The following is a 16,060-nucleotide window of genomic DNA, read 5'->3' as shown; positions in this document are numbered from 1 at the left end:
TCGCCGCGGTTGCTGTGGTGGGCCTGGCCAGCATGGGTGCGGGTGGAGCGGCGGCTGCCAAGCTGCCCAACGGTTACAAGAAGGCGGTCAGCATCGACGGTTTGGTCGCGCAGACCTGGCGCACTGGTGAGTCGGCGCTGCCGGCTCCGTCGGTTGCCGCTAATGGTGCGGGGCGTTCGGCTGTTGCCTCGGGTACCTGGACGTCGAAGCTGAGCAAGGGTACCGGCAACATCGAGGTCGGTTACTTGGTCGGTTGCCAGATCGATATCACCGGTTTCGAGGGCAGCTTTACCGGTGCGCTCGACTTCATCGCCGGTTCGGCCGATGGTTCGGCGTCGGTGAGCATCCCGCTGAAGCCGGGACAGGTTGCCTACGCGAAGCTGACTGACAAGGACATCAAGAAGGGCATCGCGAGCATCCAGTCGGAGCGCTTCGAGATCGATGTGCAGCAGTGTGGTGGATACGCCTCGGCTCGTTCGGTGGCCAAGGTCGTTGCTGCTGAGGGCTTCAACACCGATGACGGCACCGTCAATGGTGAGGGCGGCTATGTGCAGTCGACCCTGTATGGCAAGCCCTTCAGTCTGAACTGAGTGCAGAGCTCAGAAACTGATCCTTTCTCGACTCCATCTGCATTCAGCGCAGATTGATATTCCACTAAGGGGAATCATGAAGAAGATCTTCACGCGTCGCGTGGCAGCTGCGGCGGGTCTCGCCGGTGCCGCGGTGATGGGTTTGACCGCCCTCGGTGCCGGTGGCGCCGTGGCCGGCCCGCTGCCCGGCGGCTATGTCGTCAAGACGTTGGTCGACGGCACGCCGGTCCAGGTTCGCTTGTACGACGAGTTCGCCAACATCCAGAAGGCCGTCACCAACATCCAGACCAGCCGTGAGGTGTGGACCTCGGGCAAGATCCGCGTCACCGTCGGCGGCGAGGCCGAAGGTGCGGCGATCAAGGCCGGGTACCTGGTCGGTTGCCAGGTCGACTTCGGTGCCAGCGCCAAGGGGAGTGGCGGAGTCACCGGCCTTGCACCGGACCCCAACGGCGGCGTGTACGGCACTCCTGAGGCTGGTGCAGGGGGCGGGTTCACCCTGGCTCCGGGCCAGGCCAAGTACGTGCCGGTCATCCAGACCACCTCAGGTGACAGCACCGCCTACAAAAGCTACAAAGTGACCGGATACACCTTCAAGGGTCGCACCGGTGGCGTGACCTACAGCCAGGAGAAGTTCGGCGTCGACGGTTGCGCCGGCTACGCCCAGGCGAAGGCCAGAGTTCAGGTAGCGGTCAAGACAGACGCCGTGACGGGTGTCATCACGCTGTACGGCAAGCCCTTCAGCATCGGCTGATCAGTTCTGCCGGCACGTCGTCCACCGGGCGCGCTCGGCGGGAGTACGGCTGCGCTCCCCGGAATGCCAACACCGCGCTGATGCGACAGCCGAGAGGCTGGTCGGCGCATGTCGTCTCTTCCACGGTGCCCGACCAGTTGCCGGCCGACCATCAGCTCTTCGAATGTGATTCGGGCATTCTTCCGTCGGACTGGCCGACAGGAGAACGGTGCTCGTGAACTGATGCGCCTGGAGAGTGGGTCCCGCTGACGTTGGGCGTCTCCGCCAGCGCCCGGCGCGAGATGGCATCCCTGAGCATGCCGCCGACCACGCCGAGTACGCGTTCGGCCCGATCGTTCTTCGGAAGGCTGCGGAGAACGACTCTGCGCGTGCCCAATCCGGGAACGTCGAGTGTCTCGACCCCGGCGTGCGTGACCCAGCGGAGGGCGAGTTCGGGCATCACGGCCATGCCCTCGCCCGCTGCGATCAATGCCAACGCGGTCTGGATCGTGTAGTACGCATGCACGGTCATCTGGTCCGAACCGAGGACCGTGCGCAGACGTGCGGCGGCACGTGTTCCCGCGGCAACGGGTAGTTCGCCGAGCAGCGGGAGGTTCTGACGGACGAGGTCGGAGAGGTCGGAATACAGCGTCCCTGCCGGGATCACGAGCTTCCACGGATCGTCGAGCAAGGGTTGCTCGACCATTCCCCTCGGCATGGGTGAGCTCTCCTCGTCGGTGTCGAGTTCGAACACCGCGATGTCGAGCTCGCCGGATCGCAGCGCCCGCATCAGGTTGTCCTGGTAGGACTCGATGATCCGGAAGTCGACCTCGGGCAACGCCGTTCGCCATTCCGGCAGCATCGGTGCGACGATCACGGACAGGAAGCTCTGGAAGCCGCCGATGCGAACGGGGCCGGTGAGCTCGGCCTCGCCGTGCTCGAGCCTCGACTGGACGGCCGACAGTGTTCGTTCGATCTCCTGTGCCGCCTCGGCCAGCGCGAGTCCCTCCGGGGTCAGCACCGACCCCTCCGGAGTCCGGATCAGCAAGGTGTGACCGGTTTCTCGAGCGAGTCGACTCAGCTGCTGAGAAACCGCCGACGGTGTGACCCTGAGCTCGTCGGCCGCGGCCAGGACGCCACCGGCGCGTGCGACGGCCAGGAGATACCGCAGTCTGCTCGGATCCACTCGCATTCACGAATGCTAACTGCCGGGTGTAGCAGGTTTCAATTGTTCTAAAACGCGTCGACTGCCACGATGAGCGGGAACTCTTCGGAAGGAGGCGAGCGCCGTGCTCACCGCGATCATCGGATGGCTGGGAACCCTGGGCACATTCGTCTCGTATGCGTTGGTGTCACGTGGCCATCTGGCGGTGAGTTCGCTCCGATACGCGTCGCTGAACACCGCCGGCGGACTCCTCGGTGGATCGGCCGCCGCGCTGTACGGCGCGTGGCCGAGCGCAGCAGCGAACTTCGCCTGGGCCGCAGTCGGCATCCATGCCGTGTCGCTGTACTTCCAGCGGCAGCGGAACGCACGCATCGCTCCGGCTGTCGTGGAGCGTGCCGACACATCGTCGGTGTCGGGGCAGTGGGCTCCGCAACCGGACGACGGTGCGACCGCCCTCTGTGCCGTCCGCGCCTGAAGGCGAAACCTGGTCGTTGTCACCGAGGTCCCGGCGTTAACCCGGCCGGTCAACACCTCGTCGATCGAGTTGCACCGGCGGCTCGCGTTCAGCGTGGCCGGGCCGGTGACCGACCGACCTGAACCACGTCGAGTGGAGTTCGGAAGAACACTCGGTCGGACGCCGACTGCAACGCAGATCGCGTCAGTCGATCGGGCGCAGGCTGGTGACCATCTGGTTGATCAGGCGACGATTGCCGGCGTCGGGAACGCCCTGCGGCAGCGAGATCACGAACAGGGTCACCCCTGGCTGACCGGGCACCGTGGTGGCGACGATGCTGTGTAACGCCGACTCGCCCACACACTTCGACGCTTCGATGTCGCGCGCAGTCGCGACAACGTGAAGTGCGGCTCGTCCACCGATCGAGAGTTTCTGGGGTCGGCCGGACGAGACGGACGGCGAATGCCTTGATTCCGACGTGTAGATGGCGCCGACGAGGGCCAGTTCGTCCCGGAGCGCTTTGTTGATGTCACCTGTTTTCGTGTTACCTGGTGTGCCTGCAGTCCCCGCCCAGTCGTCCGGGCACTGAGTTGTCTCGTGTGTGGCCGCACCGCTCATCGTCCGGACGGGACAGCAGCCGAACGGGCCATCCTGGCACGGGGCCTCCCACCCGACCACAGTCGAACAGCTGGCCACGGTCCAGGATGGCGGCACGTCGTATGCGAGACCTCGTTTGCTTGCCACCGTCTGCCAACCTGTGGGGTTTCAGGGCCAGGTGTGGCGCGAGGGCACCCGTCTTCGGTAGCTGGGCTCGTAGTGGTCGAGGGCTCGGGCTGGGGAGATGCGAGTCCGACCTGGTCCGTGCGATCGGTCGTCCACATGTGGATGGCGATGACGCCGGCACCGACCAGCGTCGCAGAGATGACGACCGCGGTGATCGCCAGCATCGCGACCAGGGATGATCCGCTGCCCTGTCTACTGCGAGACGCCCTGCGTTCCGCGGGATGATTGGATCGCTGCCGGCCGGGTGGAATCTCGTTGACTCTTCGACCGAATCCGGAATCGATGATGCCCCCCAAACCACTGACTGCCGACGGTGGGAGAAAATATCACCGTTGATGGAGTCGGCGATCAAGCCACTCGCCCAATGTCATCCGAACAGATGAGGTGTGGGCCGCGCTCGTTCGGTCCTGCGGCGTTGCCGAGGTACTGGAGGGAGTATGCGCACCCGCCGAAGTGGATGCCTCAATCACGGTCGAGACGCAGGGTCCTCCGCCAGATGGTGGCAATCGCATCGACGATAGCGTCGACCTCAGCGTCGGAGCTGTCGGGGTGCAACGTCAGCAAGACGTGCACGTTCATCGTGACCAGTGCTGTCGCAACCGCATCGGGGTCGTCCAAATCAGGCGCCGTGTCACCGACGATCGCGGTGGCGACATCGGTCATCGGCTGGACGAATGCAGATCGCACCGAGTCGAGATCCGGTGAGGTGACGCTCGAGGCCAGGATCGCCCGCAGGATGGGGCTGTGCCTGCGATACATGTGCGCGGCGGCGGCGAGTGCGGCCAGGCCCGCGCCGACAGGATCGTCAGAACTCGACCATCGGGCGAGCGCGGCGTCGGCCTCGACGCGAATCGGTCGGACGAGCGCCTGTAGCAGCTCTGCTCGATCTGCGAAGTACACGTAGAACGATTTGCGGGAGAGTGTCGTGTGCTGCATCAGAGTGGCGACGGTGAGGTGCTCGATCGACCCGGTCGCGAGGAGAAGCCTGGCCGCAGTGAGTATCTCCTCCTGCGCTTCGGCCGGCGTGCGCCGGCGTCGCGGCTGCTTCCCGGCGGCGGCTCTGGCTATTTCTGCCACCGTGGCAGTATAGTTTGTCGTTAATGCCACGGTGGCAGTAACGAAGGGGTCACCATGACGGGGTGGACGTTCTCGCGAGTGTTCTGTGTGGTCTTGGCAGCCGTTCTCGGAGTGCGGTCTCTCTCGACCCTGATCGCGGGTGCCGACTTCGGTGTCCCCGGAGCCGGCTGGCGATCGGTGTGGCAGTTGATCATGCTGGCAATCTTGGCCATCGGAATCGTCAACGCGCGCTGGACCACCCGCGTCATGGTCGCGGTCGCGGCGGTGTATCTGATGGCGACCATCTCCGAGGTGGTTGACACGACGACCTTGGTCGGCATCGTTCCGGTCGACATGCGCGACCGATACCTTCACCCACTGTTCGCGGTAGTGGCGGCGGCCTGCGCGGTGATCGATCGGGTAAGGCGACATGTCGCCGCGCCGAGCGTGCGGTAGACGCCTCGCTGACTTCACGCCATCGAACAGAACGTTGCAAACGACACATCAGACGATTACGGTTCTTCCCGGGTAGGTGATTGATAGACACCCGCGTTCAGTGAGTGCCCAAGCGACACCGAAGGGGAATCTCCATGAATCAGAAGACCATCGCGCGTGCGGCCGGTATCGCCGCTGCGGCGTCCATCGCGCTGCTCGGCGTGGCCGGATGCAGCAGTGACGACAGCGACTCGGCGTCGGCGTCGTCGTCGGCAGCAGCGTCCACCGAGGCGGGCGCCTCTGCATCGTCCGGTGCCGCCGACAGTGGCCAGACCGTCGAGCTCACCGCCGCAGACGGCACCAAGGTGACGCTGACCGGCGCGATCGCGCAGAAGTTCGAGTCGGCCACCGACAAGCAGAAGACCGACCTCGGCGTGCCGAAGACCGGTGCCGACGCTTCGGGGACGGGTGAGAACGGAGTCTCGTTCCAGCAGTTCGACGGCGGCGTCATCACGTACAAGGAGGGGTCGCCCGCCTACATCACCTGGGGCAAGATCCGCGACGCCTGGAACGTGCCGCGCGACGAGTCGGGTAAGCCCGCCGCCGACGGCAAGGGCGGTTCGCAGGGGCCGCTCGGTACGGCCACCAGCGACGAGACCGACGAGGGCAACCTGAAGGTGTCGACGTTCGAGAACGGCAAGATCACCTGGGATTCCGCGACCGACAAGGTCGAGGTCACCGTCAAGGGCGAGGTCGTCCCGACCTCGTAGGCGCCGCCGATCTCAGAGAACGCCCCGTCTGCGAGACCATCGCGGGTGGGGCGTTCTCGCGTCCGTACTCACGCGTCCAGACTGCCCAGATCGTCGATCTGTGCCAGCAGATCGATCATGATCGCGCTGACCGTCGATCGGTCGAACACCGCAGTCGCGTAGAGGGACTCGAGGTATCCCGGACGTCCGGACTCCGGGGCGACGACGGACACATGCAGATCGGTCTTGGCGTGTGTCACCGGTAGTGGGGTCAGCTCGACGCCGAGTCGACTGGCGACCATATCCATCTGCCGGTCGACGGTGAGCATCACCTGGAACAGCGGGTCCGGGGGGCCTGTGGATGCTCGGAGTTCTCGCGCGAGGTCGCGCAAGGAAAGGTGGGCGTGCCCGAAGGCCCGCCCCTCGGCAGCAGCGATGTTCGCGATCGTCTCGCCGATGTCGGCGTCGACCTCACACACGACCGGGACCGTCTGCACGAACATACCGACGGTATCCGTGTGACCGCCGATGTCCCGACCGGACATCAGCGCACCGATGGGGATGCGGCGAGTGTCGGCTCTCGCCGACGCCACATGGGCCACCACGGCTCGAAGGACCGTCAGTTCCGAGACGCAGTGAGCGCGAGCGGCATCTTCGACCGCGGACCACCGGCGAGCCGACAAGCTCTCGCGGAGTCGGTCGGCCCGTGGCTCCCATGTCTTGGGGCGTGGCCGGTCACCGATCTCGATCATCGCTGCGGTGCCATCGAGTTCGGCGTGCCAGAACGCGACATCCACGTCCCGCAGGTCCGCGGACTGCGCTGAAGCCGGGTGTGCGTGATCGACGAAATGTCCACGGGACTCGTGTGATCGCGCCAACAGGGACCGGATGAGAATGTCGAGAGACGCGCCGTCGACGGCGACATGGTGAAACGCGATCGCGATGTGTGTCTGTTCTCCGGAGTACGCGACCCCGATCCGAAACGGGTAATGGAGAACGAGGTCGATCGGACGGTGCAGAAAGGAGACGGACCAATCGGGGGCGTCCGCGTCGAGTACCTCGACCGACCAGCGGCGTCCGTCGGGAGCGGGGTCCACCGTGAAGACGTCGCCGCCGAACGTCGAACGGAGGATCTCATGTTCTTCGAGCAATGTTCTCATCCGATCGCGGATCACGTCGGACGAGATCGGCGCGTCGATGGTCAGGACAAACGGAATGAGATTATCGATACCGGTGTCGGGCAAAGAGATCGATCGCTGCGACGGCGCAAGGGGATGCTGACCAGGTGCCTGATCGCACGGTGGCGCGGTCGTGGCTCCGCAGGACATGGGGTGGGCGTCGAGACGTCGAGCGATCTCACGAGGGGTGGCGGCGTCGAAGATGTCGCGCACCTGGAGTCGGTCGTCCCCGGTGGTGTTCAATTCTGCCGCAAGCTGCGTCGCCACCAGCGAGTCGCCGCCGAGGTCGAAGAAGTCCGCGTCGATGCCGATCGTCTGCTGGGTGTCGAGTGCCCGGCCGAGTGCGGAAACCACGAGCGACTGTGTCGGATTCTCCGGCGGCGTGGCATCCACGGGCGCGGGTGGCGGCGGAGCAGGAAGGCGCGCGTGATCGATCTTGTTGTTGACGGTCATCGGAAGCGAAGCAAGAACCGAGATGGTCGCCGGGATGAGGTGCGTCGGGGCAACGCCCTGCAGTGCCGTACGGATCGTGGCGACCGAGACATCCGCGTCGGTGGGCACCACGTACGCGTGTAACCGCACCGAGGTCTCCCATGTTTCGGCAGTCGATGTCGCGTCCGCGATCATGTTCAGACTCGTCAGGGCTGCGTCGAGGTCACCGAGCTCGATCCGGACCCCGCGCACCTTGACCTGTCGATCGTTGCGGCCGAGGAAGATCAGGGCGTCGTCCTCCGCGACCCGGATGCGGTCACCCGTGCGGTACAGCCGCTCACCGCGCCGCCCGAAAGGATCGGCGACGAAATGGGCCGCGGTGGCCGCGGTTGCATGGATGTAGCCGAGCCCGAGCGCCGGGCCGGCGATGTACAACTCGCCCTCACCGCCGAGCGGTACAGCGCGCAGCCGACGATCGAGGACATGGACCCGAACACCACTCATCGGCCGGCCGAGTGGAATCGACACCGTTGCACCGAAGGCATCTCCGTCAGCCGTGTCCGCCGAACCAGAGATCGGTTCGGTGAGCAAGACGCTGCACGTGGCCTCGGTCGGCCCGTACGCACAGCGAACCGTGCGCCCGGCGTCTGCCCACCGACGAATCAACGGAGCGGGACACCGGTCGCCGCCGATGATCAGATGGGTGAGTGTCGGCGCGGCAGCGATGGGGATCGTTGCCAGCACCGCGGGTGTCGTCAACAGGTGCGTCGTGCCCAGCGAGGTCAGGGTGGTCGCCAGCTCGTCGCCACTGCGGCAGTCGTCCGGTGTCACGGCCAACGGAACGCCTCGGTGCGCAGCCGCCACCATCTCGACGATCGCGGTGTCGAAACCGGGTGAGGCGGCATGGGCGATGACATCGCCTGTGTCGATGTCGTATTCGGAGTCGATGGTGCCGATCAGGTCCGCGAGGCCGCGGTGGGGAATCGTCACCCCCTTCGGCGTGCCGGTGGTTCCGGATGTGTAGATGAGGAACGCCGCCATGTCGGCGTCGACCGGCACCGGGCCGCGTGTGGTGAGAACCGACTCCGCGACACTCGGCTCGTCGATGGTCAGGTGAGCGGCGCCAGGTGTGTCGCCGCCGAACGCGGTCGTGGCATCGCAGATCACGACGGTGGGCTGACAATCGCGCAGGATCGTCTGCCGACGTCGGAGGGGGTGTGCCGGGTCGACCGGCACGACGCACCCACCGGCCCAGGCCACTGCCCACGTGGCGAGGACACTCTGGGATCCACGGCCCAGGACGACCGCGACGCGGTCGCCGGGACAGACCCCGAGATCGACCAGCCGGGAACCGATCCGGGCTGCACGGTCGGCGACCTCGGAGTACGTGATCGAGCCTGCCACGGTGCGAATCGCCTCGCGCCCACTGCCCGAGTCGAACAGGATCTGTCCCAGAGTCGTGGTGACGCCGACCGCCGGGCGGGAGATGGGTGGATGACTCCGGGTGTCGAGATCGCGGAGCACGGTCTCGGGCGTCGCGTCGGACAGCGCCTCGAATGTCGACCGGAGTCCCTCCAGCAGATCGAGACTCGATCGTCTCGAGTGGCCGTTGGGGTTGGTCTCCAGGTCCAGCCGGCGGCTCGCCCTGCTCTCGGGATAGAAGTTGATGTTGACATCGGAAACCGGTCCGGTCGATATCACGCGGTATGTGGTGCGTACCGACGACGACAGCTCCACCGGTGGAAACGGGGCGATGTTCACGACCGGACCTCTGTGCGACAACGGATTCGGCGACGACCTGCGGTCGTGCGGCATGTCCTCGTATCGGAAGCTCTGATGCCGGAGCGCCGCCGACGCGCGTGCGGCAACGGTGGCCAGCAGCTCACCCACGGTCCCGTCCCCGTCGACCGGGATGGTCACGGGCAAGAGGTTGGACATCGTTCCACCCGCGCGGCGAAGAGCGACCGTGGTGCGTGCGGACGTCGCGATGGTGAGTGGGATGTCGCTTCGATCTCGGAGGCGCGCAAGGTGGAGCGCGACGGCCGCGAGCACGATGGCTGTCGACGGGACGCCGACCGCCGCAGCCAGTGTCACCATTCGTTCGTGGAGCGCCGCGGGTATCGACGATCCCACCCGGTGAGCGCGGGCGGACGGCAGGCACGGTCCGGTACCGAAGTGCACTGGGGGAGCAGCGGCTTCGCTCTCGGACGTCCAGTGATCGCGGTCCCGATCGTGCCGCGGCGAGCTCCGATAGCGGCGCTCCGATTCCAGTATCGACTGCGCGAGACACCTCGGGTCGCCCGCAGTCTCGTTTCGTGGGCAGAGGGTGCCATGGGACGCGAGAGTCCGGTACCGGTGCACGATGTCGCCGATCATCGTCGATGCGGAGTAGCCGTCCAGCGCGATGTGATGGGCGCGGGAGTAGATGATCGATCGACGGTTGTCGAGCGCGATGAGTGTCGATCGTTGGAGGGGGTGATGCTCACCGAGGAGGAAGGGCGTAGCGGCGTCGGCATCCATCCAGTCCATCGCTGCGGCATACGGATCGGGATGTGCCCGGAGATCGAGGTGCGTGACCGGGTCGAGAGCGGGTCGGCAACTGAATTCCATCCTTGGTTCGCCGGTCGAGTCGACTCGGACCGTGGCGAAGCCGAGCCCGCTGCCGTGCACGACATCCCGGATCGACTGGGAGAGCGCGCCCACATCGATCTCACCGTCGAGCTCGATGAATTGCGCGATGGCCATCGGGATGTCGGTGCCCAGCGCTTGCTGGGCCGACCACAATGCCCGTTGTGCCCGATTCAACGGGATCGACTGCCGTGCAGGACCGTGCTCGCGAACGATGCCGATGGTCAGCGCGTGCCTGCCTTTCGCCGGCCCCCGCCTTCTACTGTCTTCCTACCCACCCCGCTTGTCCAGAGACCCGCGTGAAGAATCCGCGGTCGTGACGAGGGGATGCTCGGACATCCAGTGCTGAACGTCGGCGACTCGTGCCCCCGATCAGGGCAGCTGCACCGAGCCCCAGGTCTGAGGGCGCTTCTGCGGTGCAGGTGTGGCTTTCTTCTTCGGCGCGACATGCGCTTTGGGTGCTTTCTTGTGCGGCACCGCGGCCTCGGGCTCTGACCCGTTCTCGCAGGCGATGCCGTTGCCGTTGCGATCGAGCGCGGTCCGATACCCCTCCTGGCCGCGTTTGATCGGCGTCACGCCGGCGTATTTGGCTTCACCGCAGTTCCGGTAGTACGCGCCCGCCGGTGCGGCGGTGACCGCCGACGCCGACGGGACGGTCGCCGACAACCCCCCGAGCACGGCGCCGACGGCCAGAGCGCCTGCGGCCGCGATCGTCCTGTTTCTTCCGTTCATGCGGGCAAGTATCGCCTGCGGGGTAACCGGTCCTCCACACCGGGCGCCGTCACCATCTCGTTGCGTTTGATGTGGTTCACCGGACGTTTATCGATTGGAGGGGTGTCTGTCCCCGACCTACTATCAGCCGGTGAGAGGTGTTGCACGGCTGAGATCGGGATGGGCGAGGCTTCCCCGAGGTGTGGCCGAGTCCGTCCCGGTGTCCCTGGCGACCATCGCCATCGGCATCACCTTCGGGGTCGTGGCGGCCCCGGTGATCGGGACGGGGCAGGCGATCGTCATGTCGGCGATCGTGTGGGCCGGGGGTGCGCAGTTCGCGGCGATCGGCGTGGTCGCTGCGGGCGGTACCCCTGTCCTCGCGGCGATGGCGGGAGCCAGCGCGAATGCTCGCTTCCTACCGATGGGTTTCGCCATCGCGCCGTCTGCATCCCGATCCTTCTTCCGGCGACTGGGGACGGGTGCGGTGCTCACCGACGCGACTTTCATCCTCGCCCGACGCGACGGGGGTGCGCGGTTCGACCGGTCCACCCTCGTCTGGGGAGCGCCGTTGCAGTACGCCGCGTGGGTCGGCGCGACGGCGATCGGTGCGGTCGGGGCGTCGGCGCTCGACGGACCCGAACGGCTCGGTCTGGATGCGTTCATCCCGGTCTTCTTCCTCGGCTTGCTGGTGCCGGAGGTGTTCCGACGGGCCGCGAACGGGCGTCGGTACCGACTGACCAAGGTCTTTCCGCGCCCGGCGATCGCCGCGTCTCTGGCAGCGGCGGTCACGCTGGGTCTGACCCCCTTCGTGCCGCCGGGCATCCCGGTGCTCGGCGGAGCCATGGTCGCGTTGATCGGGCTGTGGCCACCGCGGCGGAGATCGGCCATCACGGACGAAGCGGCCGTCAGGCGCGACGGTGCGGCATCCGAGGACCCGCGACCGGACGAGGAGGTGAGCGCATGACCGTCTGGATCCTGATCGCGGTGCTCGCAGCGTCGACACTCGGCATGAAGATGATCGGTCCTGCGCTGGCGGGCAACTGGGAGCCTCCGCCCGCCGCGCTCCGAGTCATCAGCCTCCTCGGTCCTGCATTGATGGCTGCGCTGGTGGTCTCGAACACTTTTGTCGACGGACGCATGGTGGTCCTCGACGTCCGTGCAGCCGGCCTGCTGGTCGGTCTGGTCGCACTGCTGGTGCGGCTGCCGATGATCGTCGCGGCCCTGATGGCGGCTGTTGCGTGCGCCGGAGTTCGTCTGCTCATCGGCATCTGACGGGCATCTGACGGCGTCTGCCCCGGAGACCGTGTCGGGCGCAGGCTCGACCCACGGTACTGTACGTGTGTACGGTTGAGGTGACAGCTGACTGCCGGATGTGTCGACCATGGGGGAGCAATGACCGTCGACGTGATCGATCTCCGATCCAAACTCGCTCAGTTCGCCGACCATTGGGCACCGCGGCGCGTCGCACGACTCAACGATTACGACGTGAAGGTCGTCCGGATCCTCGGCGACTTCGTGTGGCACTCGCATGAGGACACCGACGAGCTGTTCCTCGTCGTGAGCGGTGATCTGACGATCGATTTCCGCGACCATCGGATCGTCGTCGGTCCCGGTCAGCTCTGCATCGTGCCGCGCGGCGTCGAGCACCGTCCGCGCGCCGACGCAGAGGTGACGGCCCTGTTGATCGAACCGTCGGGAGTGGTCAACACCGGCGACGCGGGCGGCGAGCTCACCTCGGTGACTCAGGACCTCTGATCGCACGTCGGATTCTTCTCCGCATCCGGTGGCGGGCGATGGCCGTTGCGATCCGAGGGGATGTGGCCGCCAGGCGCAGGCGAGCCGCGAGTTGATCGGACGCGCGGACGTCGAGATGTCCGTACATCCGGTGCCCGACGACCAGGCCGTCGGCGAGCGTCCAGATCTCCACGCCGATCTGGCTGTCACGCCCGCCGAAACCGCCGGTCCACGAGAGCACGATGGTGTCGGCGGTGGCGGACTCGACCTGTTTGTGGACCGTCAGAGCTCGGGATCGCCAGAGTGTCGCCAGTTCGTCCGCGGCAGCGCTGATCTCGGAGATGCCACGGTGTGTCTCGGCCATGCCGTCGAAGACCCACTCCGCCGTGGCGTCTGCATCGTAGAGTGCCACCCACTCGTCGATCAGCGCGTTGTTGGTGATGCGCTCCGCTGCTCGCGCGAACTCGGTCGCGAAGACGTGGGGATCACTCATGCCGCAACCGCTTCGGGCAGCGCGGCCTGCAACGCGGTGTCGAGATCGAGAGGCGTGACGTCGGCGAAGGGGGCGGCCAGCGACGGATCGACCAGATAGTCGAAGTTGTTGATGCTGGCCAGATGTCGACTGAAATGGAACGAGTCGTCGGTGAATCGTGAGGTGAGGAAGGCGTCCACCGTCACGCTGCTCACAGGTAGACCGATGATCGGCACACGCCTCCCGAGTACGCGCATGACTGCTCGGATCAGTTCTTCGTGAGTCGGTTCGGCTGATGCCGGCACGTCGGCGATTCGTCCCAGCGGTCGGTCGCCGACTCCGGCGCGGACAAGGCACGTGGTGGTCGTCTCCGAGTCGACCACCGCCATCCGGTGTCGACGCCAGGGCCCCATCGGGATGATCGGTGCGCGCTGGACCAGTTGGACGTACGGGCGCATCCCACGGGATCGATCGCCGAGGACCATGCCTGCACGGACAGCGGTCATCCCGGGAAGGCGTTCGGTGAGAACGTCTTCGACGACGCGACGGTTCCGCTGGTAGCGGGGCTCAGCGACGCCGTCGGGTGCGGGCAGAGTGGTGAAGAAGATCCCACGTCGCACTCCGGCCGTGGCTGCAGCCTCAGCGAAATTGCGTGCAGCCACCAGATCGTGGTCATCCTGTGCGGCCGAGTCGAGGGAGTGGACGAAGTAGTACGCGACGTCGATGTCGGCGGTGGCCTCGGCGAGTCCGGCGCCGGTGACGGCATCACCGACGACGACCTCGGCCAAGCAGTCCGGTGCGCGTCCTGGATCACGGACCAGACCGCGCACGTGATGGCCCGCGGCGCTCAGTCGCCGGGCGACAGCTGCCCCGTTGTGGCCGCTGGCGCCGACGATGAGGACTCTCATCGCGCGCGCCAGAAGTCGGCGAACGCTTCGATGAACGGATGTCGGGTGGTCATGTCGTCCCCCTGAGTGGTGTGCACGGGCGCATCGTTGCTGCGTGTCGATGGTTACATAAAATATAGAAGTGGGCAATGCAAAATAATGATCAGACGCTCTGGGTAGTTATCGGCGTGGGTAGCATCGGGGAATGACCCGGCGAAGCTACAACCAGTTCTGCGGACTCGCAGGAGCCCTCGACGTGGTCGGCGAGCGCTGGACCCTATTGATCGTCCGCGACTTGATCGCGGGGCCGAAGCGGTACTCGGACCTGGCCGCGTCACTCGACGGGATCGGGACGAGCCTCCTCGCCGCGCGACTGAAGCAACTGGAGTCCGATCACGTGATCGTCCGGCGCGACCTGCCGCCACCGGCGGCGTCGACGGTCTACGAACTCACCGATGCGGGTTGGGAACTGGCCGACGCCGTGGTGCCGCTGGCGATGTGGGGAGCCCGACATGGTCTGGACGAGAACCGCGTGCCCGGGCAAGGATTCCGGCCCGAGTGGAGTCTGGCCGTCCTCGCCAGGTCGCTGGGAAGCGCCGCGGGGGACGGTGATCCGGTGACCGCGATCGAGTTCACCATCGACGACGAGTCCGCCGTGGTCACGATCGACGGCCCTCGCTCGTCGGTGACACCTGGCCGTGCGGTCGGTGCCGTCGATGCATCGGTCGTGATCGATTCGGCGACACTGGCTTCGGTGGTGGCCGGCCGCGTCGATCTGGGGGATGCACTCACCCGGGGCGGGATCGAGGTCACCGGTGACGACGCCGTGCTCGGCAGGCTGGCATCGGTACTGTCGGCGAGTCGGGCGCCGGTTGATTGACTCCGCACGCCTCAGTCGGTGCGGAACGACGCGCGGTACTCCCGCGGTGTCGTGCGCATGATGCGCGTGAAGTGGTGTCGGTAGGTGATCACCGACGGGAACCCGACTTGCCGCCCCACCTCCTCGATCGACTCGCTGCCGTCCTCCAGTAGCGCCAGACTGGCGCCGATCCGTTGTGCGATCAACCATTTGATCGGTGTGGTGCCGGTGTGCGCAGTGAATCGGCGGAGGTAGCTGCGTCGGGACAGGTGGACGTGGTCGGCCATCTCGTCGAGGGTGAGCGGACGGTCGATGTTGGCCAGTGCCCAGGCCATGCTCGTTCCGATCGTGCCCTCGTCATCGGCAGGCCCGGATGGTGTCTCGACATACTGCGCCTGCCCGCCGGAGCGGTGCGGTGCGATGACGAGTCGGCGCGCGACGTCGTTGGCGACCTGCGGTCCGTGATCACGCCGGATGAGGTGGACGCAGAGGTCGAGCCCCGCGGCACAGCCGGCGCTGGTCAGGATCTGCCCTTCGTCGACGTACAGGGCCGATCGGTCGACCTCTACATCGGGGAACCGATCGACGAGGTCGTCGGCGTAGATCCAATGGGTGGTGGCGCGGCGACCGTCGAGCACGCCCGCGGCCGCCAGAACGAAAGCACCCGAACAGATCGAGACGAGTCGCGCACCGCGGATCGCCGCCGATCGAATCGACTCCACCACTGCTTCCGACGGTCGGGCGGTGACATCGTGCACGCTCGGCACGATGACCGTGTCGGCGGAGGCGATGGACTCGAGGCCGTGGGCGACGGTCAGGGTGGCGCCGCCGACGACCGGTACCGATGGCTGCTCGGCGCACATCTGGACCTCGTACCAGGGGCGTGGAACTCCTGCAGAGAAGCGATCGGAGAGTTCGGTCATGCCGAAGATCTCGGCGGCGATGCCCGCTTCGAATCCGGTCATGCCCTCGTACGCGAGAATGGCGACGCGATGCATGTCACTATCTTATCGATACGCGGCATTCGTGCCACTGTTGATCGTCATCGCGTCGACGGACCATCGATGCATGAACACGATCACCCGCTCGAGAATCACCGACGCTGTACGTGAGTCACCGATCGCGCGTCTCCTGGTGGACGTAATGTCCGGCGTCGACGCCGGACATGCGATCGCTCATGGGGCCTCGCCGTCGACG

The 16,060-nt window shown here is 66.3% G+C and carries 16 protein-coding genes and 1 pseudogene; 9 read left to right on the top strand and 8 right to left on the bottom strand.

What is annotated here, in order from left to right:
* Nucleotides 1-590: MspA family porin (locus GS4_RS23675; protein ID WP_007625389.1), on the top strand; the 590-nt coding region annotated here is incomplete at its 5' end.
* A gap of 76 nt (nucleotides 591-666) precedes the next feature.
* On the top strand, nucleotides 667-1,341 hold the full coding sequence (locus GS4_RS23670; protein ID WP_007625385.1) for an MspA family porin: 675 nt from the start codon (nucleotides 667-669) through the stop codon (nucleotides 1,339-1,341).
* Nucleotides 1,342-1,492: 151 nt separating this feature from the next.
* Here the strand turns inward: GS4_RS23670 and GS4_RS23665 are convergent, their stop codons facing one another.
* A complete protein-coding gene (locus GS4_RS23665; protein ID WP_007625377.1) occupies nucleotides 1,493-2,512 on the bottom strand; it encodes a LysR family transcriptional regulator in 1,020 nt (339 codons plus the stop codon).
* A 97-nt stretch (nucleotides 2,513-2,609) separates the two neighbouring features.
* On the opposite strand from GS4_RS23665, the gene GS4_RS23660 reads away from it, so the two are divergent.
* The gene (locus GS4_RS23660) at nucleotides 2,610-2,960 is read left to right on the top strand and encodes a CBU_0592 family membrane protein (RefSeq protein WP_007625375.1); all 351 of its coding nucleotides are present in this window, start codon (nucleotides 2,610-2,612) and stop codon (nucleotides 2,958-2,960) included.
* Nucleotides 2,961-3,143: 183 nt separating this feature from the next.
* On the opposite strand, the pseudogene GS4_RS23655 reads toward GS4_RS23660, so the two are convergent.
* Both GS4_RS23655 and GS4_RS23650 read right to left on the bottom strand, forming a co-directional pair.
* Nucleotides 3,144-3,686, bottom strand: a pseudogene (locus tag GS4_RS23655) (DUF8017 domain-containing protein); the annotation flags it as partial.
* A 498-nt stretch (nucleotides 3,687-4,184) separates the two neighbouring features.
* Entirely contained in the window at nucleotides 4,185-4,799 is a 615-nt protein-coding gene (locus tag GS4_RS23650; protein WP_007625373.1) for a TetR/AcrR family transcriptional regulator, read from the bottom strand.
* A gap of 204 nt (nucleotides 4,800-5,003) precedes the next feature.
* Between GS4_RS23650 and GS4_RS25745 the strand changes: the two genes are divergently transcribed.
* Entirely contained in the window at nucleotides 5,004-5,234 is a 231-nt protein-coding gene (locus GS4_RS25745; protein WP_157226749.1) for a hypothetical protein, read from the top strand.
* Nucleotides 5,235-5,368: 134 nt separating this feature from the next.
* A complete protein-coding gene (locus GS4_RS23640) occupies nucleotides 5,369-5,983 on the top strand; it encodes an LGFP repeat-containing protein (RefSeq protein ID WP_007625371.1) in 615 nt (204 codons plus the stop codon).
* Nucleotides 5,984-6,051: 68 nt separating this feature from the next.
* Here the strand turns inward: GS4_RS23640 and GS4_RS23635 are convergent, their stop codons facing one another.
* Both GS4_RS23635 and GS4_RS24995 read right to left on the bottom strand, forming a co-directional pair.
* Nucleotides 6,052-10,383 carry a non-ribosomal peptide synthetase gene (locus tag GS4_RS23635; RefSeq protein ID WP_281169238.1) on the bottom strand — a complete coding sequence of 1,444 codons (4,332 nt, stop codon included), beginning with the start codon at nucleotides 10,381-10,383 and terminating at the stop codon, nucleotides 6,052-6,054.
* Nucleotides 10,384-10,572: 189 nt separating this feature from the next.
* A complete protein-coding gene (locus GS4_RS24995; RefSeq protein WP_007625369.1) occupies nucleotides 10,573-10,932 on the bottom strand; it encodes an excalibur calcium-binding domain-containing protein in 360 nt (119 codons plus the stop codon).
* A gap of 181 nt (nucleotides 10,933-11,113) precedes the next feature.
* Between GS4_RS24995 and GS4_RS23625 the strand changes: the two genes are divergently transcribed.
* The 3 genes from GS4_RS23625 to GS4_RS23615 all read left to right on the top strand — a co-directional run bounded on the left by GS4_RS23625 (nucleotide 11,114) and on the right by GS4_RS23615 (nucleotide 12,666).
* The gene (locus GS4_RS23625; protein WP_007625368.1) at nucleotides 11,114-11,875 is read left to right on the top strand and encodes an AzlC family ABC transporter permease; all 762 of its coding nucleotides are present in this window, start codon (nucleotides 11,114-11,116) and stop codon (nucleotides 11,873-11,875) included.
* The gene (locus tag GS4_RS23620) at nucleotides 11,872-12,183 is read left to right on the top strand and encodes an AzlD domain-containing protein (protein WP_007625367.1); all 312 of its coding nucleotides are present in this window, start codon (nucleotides 11,872-11,874) and stop codon (nucleotides 12,181-12,183) included. The genes GS4_RS23625 and GS4_RS23620 overlap by 4 nt, the downstream gene beginning before the upstream one ends.
* Nucleotides 12,184-12,303: 120 nt before the next feature.
* Nucleotides 12,304-12,666, top strand: a complete 363-nt coding sequence (locus tag GS4_RS23615) for a cupin domain-containing protein (RefSeq protein ID WP_007625366.1) — start codon at nucleotides 12,304-12,306, stop codon at nucleotides 12,664-12,666.
* Here GS4_RS23615 and GS4_RS23610 read toward each other — a convergent pair.
* Both GS4_RS23610 and GS4_RS24990 read right to left on the bottom strand, forming a co-directional pair.
* The gene (locus GS4_RS23610) at nucleotides 12,641-13,138 is read right to left on the bottom strand and encodes a nuclear transport factor 2 family protein (RefSeq protein ID WP_040511695.1); all 498 of its coding nucleotides are present in this window, start codon (nucleotides 13,136-13,138) and stop codon (nucleotides 12,641-12,643) included. The genes GS4_RS23615 and GS4_RS23610 overlap by 26 nt on opposite strands.
* A complete protein-coding gene (locus GS4_RS24990; protein ID WP_007625363.1) occupies nucleotides 13,135-14,025 on the bottom strand; it encodes an SDR family oxidoreductase in 891 nt (296 codons plus the stop codon). Before GS4_RS24990 ends, GS4_RS23610 begins: the two co-directional genes overlap by 4 nt.
* 184 nt (nucleotides 14,026-14,209) lie before the next feature.
* Between GS4_RS24990 and GS4_RS23600 the strand changes: the two genes are divergently transcribed.
* Nucleotides 14,210-14,884: a winged helix-turn-helix transcriptional regulator gene (locus GS4_RS23600; protein ID WP_007625361.1), complete on the top strand. Its 675-nt coding sequence runs from the start codon at nucleotides 14,210-14,212 to the stop codon at nucleotides 14,882-14,884.
* Nucleotides 14,885-14,895: 11 nt separating this feature from the next.
* Here the strand turns inward: GS4_RS23600 and GS4_RS23595 are convergent, their stop codons facing one another.
* The gene (locus GS4_RS23595; RefSeq protein WP_007625358.1) at nucleotides 14,896-15,861 is read right to left on the bottom strand and encodes a helix-turn-helix domain-containing protein; all 966 of its coding nucleotides are present in this window, start codon (nucleotides 15,859-15,861) and stop codon (nucleotides 14,896-14,898) included.
* Nucleotides 15,862-16,060: the final 199 nt, after the last annotated feature.

This window comes from Gordonia soli NBRC 108243 (assembly GCF_000334455.1).
Lineage (GTDB): Bacteria > Actinomycetota > Actinomycetes > Mycobacteriales > Mycobacteriaceae > Gordonia > Gordonia soli.
This window is presented reverse-complemented; position numbering and strand designations above follow the sequence as displayed.

What these genes read in the sequence shown, in the direction of transcription:
- GS4_RS23670 (WP_007625385.1), top strand. Translation starts at nt 667, where the DNA reads ATGAAGAAGATCTTCACGCGTCGCGTGGCAGCTGCGGCGGGTCTCGCC.
- GS4_RS23665 (WP_007625377.1), bottom strand. Translation starts at nt 2,512, where the DNA reads ATGCGAGTGGATCCGAGCAGACTGCGGTATCTCCTGGCCGTCGCACGC.
- GS4_RS23640 (WP_007625371.1), top strand. Translation starts at nt 5,369, where the DNA reads ATGAATCAGAAGACCATCGCGCGTGCGGCCGGTATCGCCGCTGCGGCG.
- GS4_RS24995 (WP_007625369.1), bottom strand. Translation starts at nt 10,932, where the DNA reads ATGAACGGAAGAAACAGGACGATCGCGGCCGCAGGCGCTCTGGCCGTC.
- GS4_RS23620 (WP_007625367.1), top strand. Translation starts at nt 11,872, where the DNA reads ATGACCGTCTGGATCCTGATCGCGGTGCTCGCAGCGTCGACACTCGGC.
- GS4_RS23615 (WP_007625366.1), top strand. Translation starts at nt 12,304, where the DNA reads ATGACCGTCGACGTGATCGATCTCCGATCCAAACTCGCTCAGTTCGCC.
- GS4_RS23610 (WP_040511695.1), bottom strand. Translation starts at nt 13,138, where the DNA reads ATGAGTGATCCCCACGTCTTCGCGACCGAGTTCGCGCGAGCAGCGGAG.
- GS4_RS24990 (WP_007625363.1), bottom strand. Translation starts at nt 14,025, where the DNA reads ATGAGAGTCCTCATCGTCGGCGCCAGCGGCCACAACGGGGCAGCTGTC.
- GS4_RS23600 (WP_007625361.1), top strand. Translation starts at nt 14,210, where the DNA reads ATGACCCGGCGAAGCTACAACCAGTTCTGCGGACTCGCAGGAGCCCTC.
- GS4_RS23595 (WP_007625358.1), bottom strand. Translation starts at nt 15,861, where the DNA reads ATGCATCGCGTCGCCATTCTCGCGTACGAGGGCATGACCGGATTCGAA.